The 4,308-nt window shown below is 56.8% G+C and carries 7 protein-coding genes; 4 read left to right on the top strand and 3 right to left on the bottom strand.

All coding sequences use genetic code 11. From position 1 onward, the window contains the following. Nucleotides 1-1,474: 1,474 nt before the first annotated feature. The 4 genes from INT20_RS17790 (at nt 1,475) to INT20_RS17775 (ending at nt 2,441) form a co-directional block, all read left to right on the top strand. Nucleotides 1,475-1,621, top strand: coding sequence for a hypothetical protein (locus tag INT20_RS17790; protein ID WP_192539926.1), 147 nt, complete (start codon nt 1,475-1,477; stop codon nt 1,619-1,621). A gap of 111 nt (nt 1,622-1,732) precedes the next feature. Next, nucleotides 1,733-1,957, top strand: coding sequence for a type II toxin-antitoxin system RelB family antitoxin (gene relB / locus INT20_RS17785; RefSeq protein ID WP_193054190.1), 225 nt, complete (start codon nt 1,733-1,735; stop codon nt 1,955-1,957). After that, nucleotides 1,923-2,207, top strand: coding sequence for a type II toxin-antitoxin system RelE family toxin (locus INT20_RS17780; RefSeq protein ID WP_226912246.1), 285 nt, complete (start codon nt 1,923-1,925; stop codon nt 2,205-2,207). The genes relB and INT20_RS17780 overlap by 35 nt, the downstream gene beginning before the upstream one ends. Before the next feature lie 9 nt (nt 2,208-2,216). After that, nucleotides 2,217-2,441: a hypothetical protein gene (locus tag INT20_RS17775; RefSeq protein WP_193054189.1), complete on the top strand. Its 225-nt coding sequence runs from the start codon at nt 2,217-2,219 to the stop codon at nt 2,439-2,441. On the opposite strand, the gene INT20_RS17770 is transcribed toward INT20_RS17775, so the two are convergent. The 3 genes from INT20_RS17770 to INT20_RS17760 are packed head-to-tail and all read right to left on the bottom strand — an operon-like array spanning nt 2,432 to nt 4,244. Beyond that, entirely contained in the window at nt 2,432-3,025 is a 594-nt protein-coding gene (locus INT20_RS17770) for a hypothetical protein (protein ID WP_193054188.1), read from the bottom strand. The two genes, INT20_RS17775 and INT20_RS17770, sit on opposite strands and share 10 nt — an antisense overlap. Next, nucleotides 3,022-3,921 carry a site-specific integrase gene (locus tag INT20_RS17765; protein ID WP_193054187.1) on the bottom strand — a complete coding sequence of 300 codons (900 nt, stop codon included), beginning with the start codon at nt 3,919-3,921 and terminating at the stop codon, nt 3,022-3,024. Before INT20_RS17765 ends, INT20_RS17770 begins: the two co-directional genes overlap by 4 nt. Then, nucleotides 3,921-4,244 (bottom strand): hypothetical protein, encoded by a 324-nt coding sequence (locus INT20_RS17760; RefSeq protein ID WP_226912245.1) that lies wholly within the window; start codon nt 4,242-4,244, stop codon nt 3,921-3,923. The genes INT20_RS17765 and INT20_RS17760 overlap by 1 nt, the downstream gene beginning before the upstream one ends. Nucleotides 4,245-4,308 lie beyond the last annotated feature (64 nt).

The raw sequence follows: 4,308 nt of genomic DNA, 5'->3' as shown, positions 1-4,308 counted from the left end.
CGATCGCCCACATTGGTGGACTGCGACCCCGTTTATCAATCGAAGCGACGGGCCTGTTCTCTCGCTGTTATAGCCGGTTTTATTTGGGAAGCGCGGGCTGGGCGCTTGGTGCTAACGATGCTGTTAGCCAGTGCCGGACTGGGTCCGGGGAACCGATTTTTTTGCTCGCATTCGGCAATGCTTCGCGATCTTTTGTCACGCCACTTTTGTGGCCCAGGTGTGGGCAAAACCTGCTGTGCCATAGGCACACGTCAACGACGGCTAACCCGCTAAATCTAGCACAAGTTTTTGTGCGTGTGAAATTGTGCGCTGAGCGTGCGCTAAAGCCGTAAATAAGCCACAAAGCCTGCCCGCTGGGTACTACGCGGAGCGATGTACCCAGCGGTCAGGCGCGTATGCGTCTGACCGGTCGCCGGTAGGCGACTCCGACGCCATTGGCGGCGCGTCGCTCGCAGAGAGCGACAATGCACCGTCAGGTGCATGGCTGGCCGTAGAGGCCAGCGGGTCGGCATTAGCCGACAGTGACGCGCAGAGCGTCACTGTGTGCGGAAAGCACACCGCGTTTCGTTTAGAAATGCAGAGGTTAAGAGCTTTTGGGTCAATGATTTGCAGGCAGACGAAGATTGACGCACAGCTTTTGAAAGGCTATAAACGACGAAACCCCGCCGAGGCGGGGTGTCGGACTAAGAAGTGCTACCAACACTTTTTAGTCGGCGGTTAGAGAGAAACAAGCTCGCCTAACCAAAACTGTTCCCAGATTATCGCCCCGTAGCGGGCTGCTTGCAACCTCGTAAGCCATCTGAGCACGATTTTTCAGGCCTTTCTCTCTCACCGCCATAGCTACTGCTATAGCGCGTTTTCGCGTGTCCGCTGGTCTGGATTCGAGTTGTTGTCGGCCAGCCGGGCGCAGTAGTTGAGCCGAGACGGGGAATCTCACATACGGTTCAGCGTGCATCGCGCATCAAACGCCCTGGAGTCGCGTTCCAGGGGCACTGGCAGCGGGTAAGGGGATTAGACCGGCACCGCAATAAAAACGCCGAGGCGACGGCTCCTAGCGGAGTAACAGTCAGTCAGTGCAGCAGTTCATGATGTGTCTAGCCAGCGCGTGAGAGGGGTCAGCGCCCAGCGGGGCGTGCCGATAGTGGCTAGCAAGGCGAACGTATCTCGACTTTTCGCACGTGCGAAAAGTTGGGAGGCGCAAGCCTGCCTTGGAGCGCAGCGGAAAGGCAGGCTTGCGCCTCCCGTTGGCTTCAATATATACCGATGTTTTCACACTTACCCTGCCGTCCCAGTGGCGCCGAATCTCTGATTCGGTGGCGGCTGGGCGGCTAACAAGCGCAGCGCGTTAGTGCCAGTGCATGCAAAGTGTTGATGGTCTCTTCTAACGCGAAAAGTGACTCGCATTAGAAAAGACCATCGTTACAATTAAATGTGCAGGCTGTTCACTATCCGCAGCCCTGAGAGAGGTGAACGTATGAACTCTATTTCCGTATTTCTGAGCGATAGCCCTGCCATTCTCCCCATCGTTTTTGCCGTGCTGTTAACCGCTGTATCTGTTGCCGGTGCCTACGCATACCGGGTCAATAAGCAGATCAATAAAGAGCGCCAAAGCCACGACTGAAAAATTCAAGATAATGCCGGTAATCTTGAGTTTCCTGCCTTTTGGCCCTGGTTAGAGCGCTGATAGCGGTGTATGCTATACGTGTATAGCGTATCTCCGGGAGAGATCATCATGTTGGCAATACGACTGCCCAGTGACATCGAAGCGCGCCTGGAGGCCTTAGCCAAGGCCACCGGCCGCACCAAGACCTATTACGCCCGTGAGGCTATTCTTGAGCACCTTGAGGACTTGGAGGACGTCTACCTGGCTGAGCAGACACTAGAGCGTCTGCGCTGTGGCGAGGAAACCACGCACTCCCTGGATGACGTGGAGCGTGAGCTTGGGCTGGCAAATTGAGCTGACGGGCGCCGCCCAAAAGCAGCTGAAGAAGTTGGGCCATGCTGAGGCCAAGCGCATCCGTGACTATCTGCGCGAGCGAGTTCAGCCGCTCGAGGACCCGCGACAGCTGGGTAAACCGCTCCAGGGGCAACTGGGCGAGCTATGGCGGTACCGCGTCGGTGACTATCGGCTGATTGCGCAGATTGAGGATCAGCGGGTCTGTGTTCTCGTCGTGCGGATTGGGCACCGGAAAGACGTTTATCACTGAAAGGCGATTATGCGTAAGCTCAGCGATTTAAAACCCGTGTTTAGCAGTGAAAGGGTGACTGAGTGGCAGCCCGCGTCTCAAGGGCCGCGCTACCGCTATGAGCGTGATCGGGCCGCAGTCGGGCAGGAAATGACGCCAGGCAGTGAGCAATACGAGTGGTATGTTCTAGCGAAAAATGATCTGACCAGCGCCAAGCGTAAGGTCTTTGAATTGATTAACCAGGATTACTTGTAGCGTTGCTGTTGCTGCTCAAGCTTAAAAATCTGCTGTCGATCCTGCCTGATCATGCTGCGTAGCTGCTCGATCTCCGTTACCAGCGCTTCATTGTCTAGTTGTCGAAGTTCACGCACCTGGCGTTTTTTACGTTCCAACGCTTCCACCGAGCCACTTAAACGCCGTTTCAATAGCGCATTCTGCTCGCTCAGCTCGTTTATACGCATTTGTGAAGGGGCAAGCAGGGCCTCAGCGTCGCGCTGTGCCTGAGCCGCCTCTGCGGCCTTTATGCGCGCGCCTTGTTCGAGTTGTTGAGCTTTCGATTGCTGTGCCTTCAGATTTTCTTGCTGGGTGGCCAGCGTCTCGGCGGCATCACGCTCGCGGCTGCTTTCACCCACCCAGCCGCCGACTAGCAGTCCCACTAGGGCGGCTAGTGACAGAATTAACGTATAAACGGGCCAGCCCTTGAGCACCGCTGCCCAGCCCACGCTGGCTTCGTAAGGGCCGGTGAGATAAGCGATATTTGGGAAGCGTTCATACGCGAGCCACATCAGGGCAGCAAAAATCGCCAGGGCGACGAAAAGCGCAGTGTTACGTCGATTCATCGCAGATAAACCTCAGTGATTGAGTCCCGAAAGTGCCCCATCTCCTGCGAAACCGTCTCCAGAGCATCACGATAGCTGAGCCCGTCTCGCTGTAATTCCCCCATCCGTTCTTGAGCATAGCTGTGCCGGAGTCCATGCGCGCCAGTTGAGCGTCCCAGCGCGGCATCAGAGGCCTGGGAAAAGCTGTTTGACCAGCGCTGGCCACCGCTGATTGCATAGTGGGACTGGTAGTAAACGCCACGGTCTGTCACCCGCTGAGGCTGCTCCAGCCGGGTTGCTTCAAGCCGATTGGCTAACTCGTGAGGAATCAGAACCTCTCTGCAAAGCCCGCCTTTACCCACGACGGTGTAGCGTTCGCCCTGGCGAACCGCGAATTTCTCATCACGCGCAGGCCTTGTGTCAGCGGGGCGTTCATCAGCGCGACGTAGCGTTAAAATTTCGTGCGCACGAAGTCCTGCAGCATGGGCGATTTGGGTGGCAAGGGCATTTTTATCAGCCTGCCGCTCGGTAATAGCGGAGATCTGCGCCGGCGTATAAGCGCGGCTTTCGAGTACCTGTTGTTGTTCGCTCTTGATAGCCGGCAGGCGTTCGCCCTGGGCGAGATGCCCAGTGACATGCTGCTGCATCAGCTGAATAGCCTGGCGTTCTTGATCGAGCGTCTTTTGGCCAACCGCTTCGCCGCGCTGTTCGAGGTAGGCAACTGCTTGAGCAGGCGTAAGGCTGCGCAAATCGCCACCTTCCCGCCCTGCGGCATGCTCAGCTTTCTGCCAGGTGGCCACGTTGGCCAGGGCGGCTTCGTAATTACTGACGCTGCGCACACTTTCAACCACCGATCCTTGCAGCTGCTGCATGATACGGCCAGCCTGCCGTTCACCACTCGCGAACCACATCCCCATTAGTGGCCACCCCGGTCGGCAGTACGTTTATCGAGCGTACGCTGAAGCCAGCGCGCAACAGTTGAGTGAGCGACTTTGAGGCGGCGCGGGGGCATCTTTAACCAGGCTTGAAGATCGGCAGGACGGGCGCCGCTGTCGTGAAGAGCGAGTAATTCAGCAGTGTAAGGGTCAAGCTGGCTGCGGCCCTGCGAATAGGGGCGGATGCGGCCTAGCTTCTTGAATACTTGAACCTGCTTTAGCTCGGCGGTTGGATCAAAATCAGGCAAGGGATCATCGCTTTGTAAGAACCTTCGCAGTGTTAAAAACACTGCGATCGCCCACATTGGTGGACTGCGACCCCGTTTATCAATCGAAGCGACGGGCCTGTTCTCTCGCTGTTATAGCCGG

Origin of the sequence: Halomonas citrativorans (assembly GCF_014898005.1) — a bacterium.
Classification (GTDB): Bacteria; Pseudomonadota; Gammaproteobacteria; order Pseudomonadales; family Halomonadaceae; genus Vreelandella; species Vreelandella citrativorans.
The sequence above is the reverse complement of the archived record's forward strand: the minus strand, read 5'-3'. Positions and strand labels throughout refer to the sequence as shown.

Excerpts from the sequence above, each read along its gene's own strand:
- INT20_RS17790 (WP_192539926.1), top strand. The coding sequence starts at position 1,475 with ATGAACTCTATTTCCGTATTTCTGAGCGATAGCCCTGCCATTCTCCCC.
- relB (WP_193054190.1), top strand. The coding sequence starts at position 1,733 with ATGTTGGCAATACGACTGCCCAGTGACATCGAAGCGCGCCTGGAGGCC.
- INT20_RS17780 (WP_226912246.1), top strand. The coding sequence starts at position 1,923 with ATGACGTGGAGCGTGAGCTTGGGCTGGCAAATTGAGCTGACGGGCGCC.
- INT20_RS17775 (WP_193054189.1), top strand. The coding sequence starts at position 2,217 with ATGCGTAAGCTCAGCGATTTAAAACCCGTGTTTAGCAGTGAAAGGGTG.
- INT20_RS17770 (WP_193054188.1), bottom strand. The coding sequence starts at position 3,025 with ATGAATCGACGTAACACTGCGCTTTTCGTCGCCCTGGCGATTTTTGCT.
- INT20_RS17765 (WP_193054187.1), bottom strand. The coding sequence starts at position 3,921 with ATGGGGATGTGGTTCGCGAGTGGTGAACGGCAGGCTGGCCGTATCATG.
- INT20_RS17760 (WP_226912245.1), bottom strand. The coding sequence starts at position 4,244 with ATGTGGGCGATCGCAGTGTTTTTAACACTGCGAAGGTTCTTACAAAGC.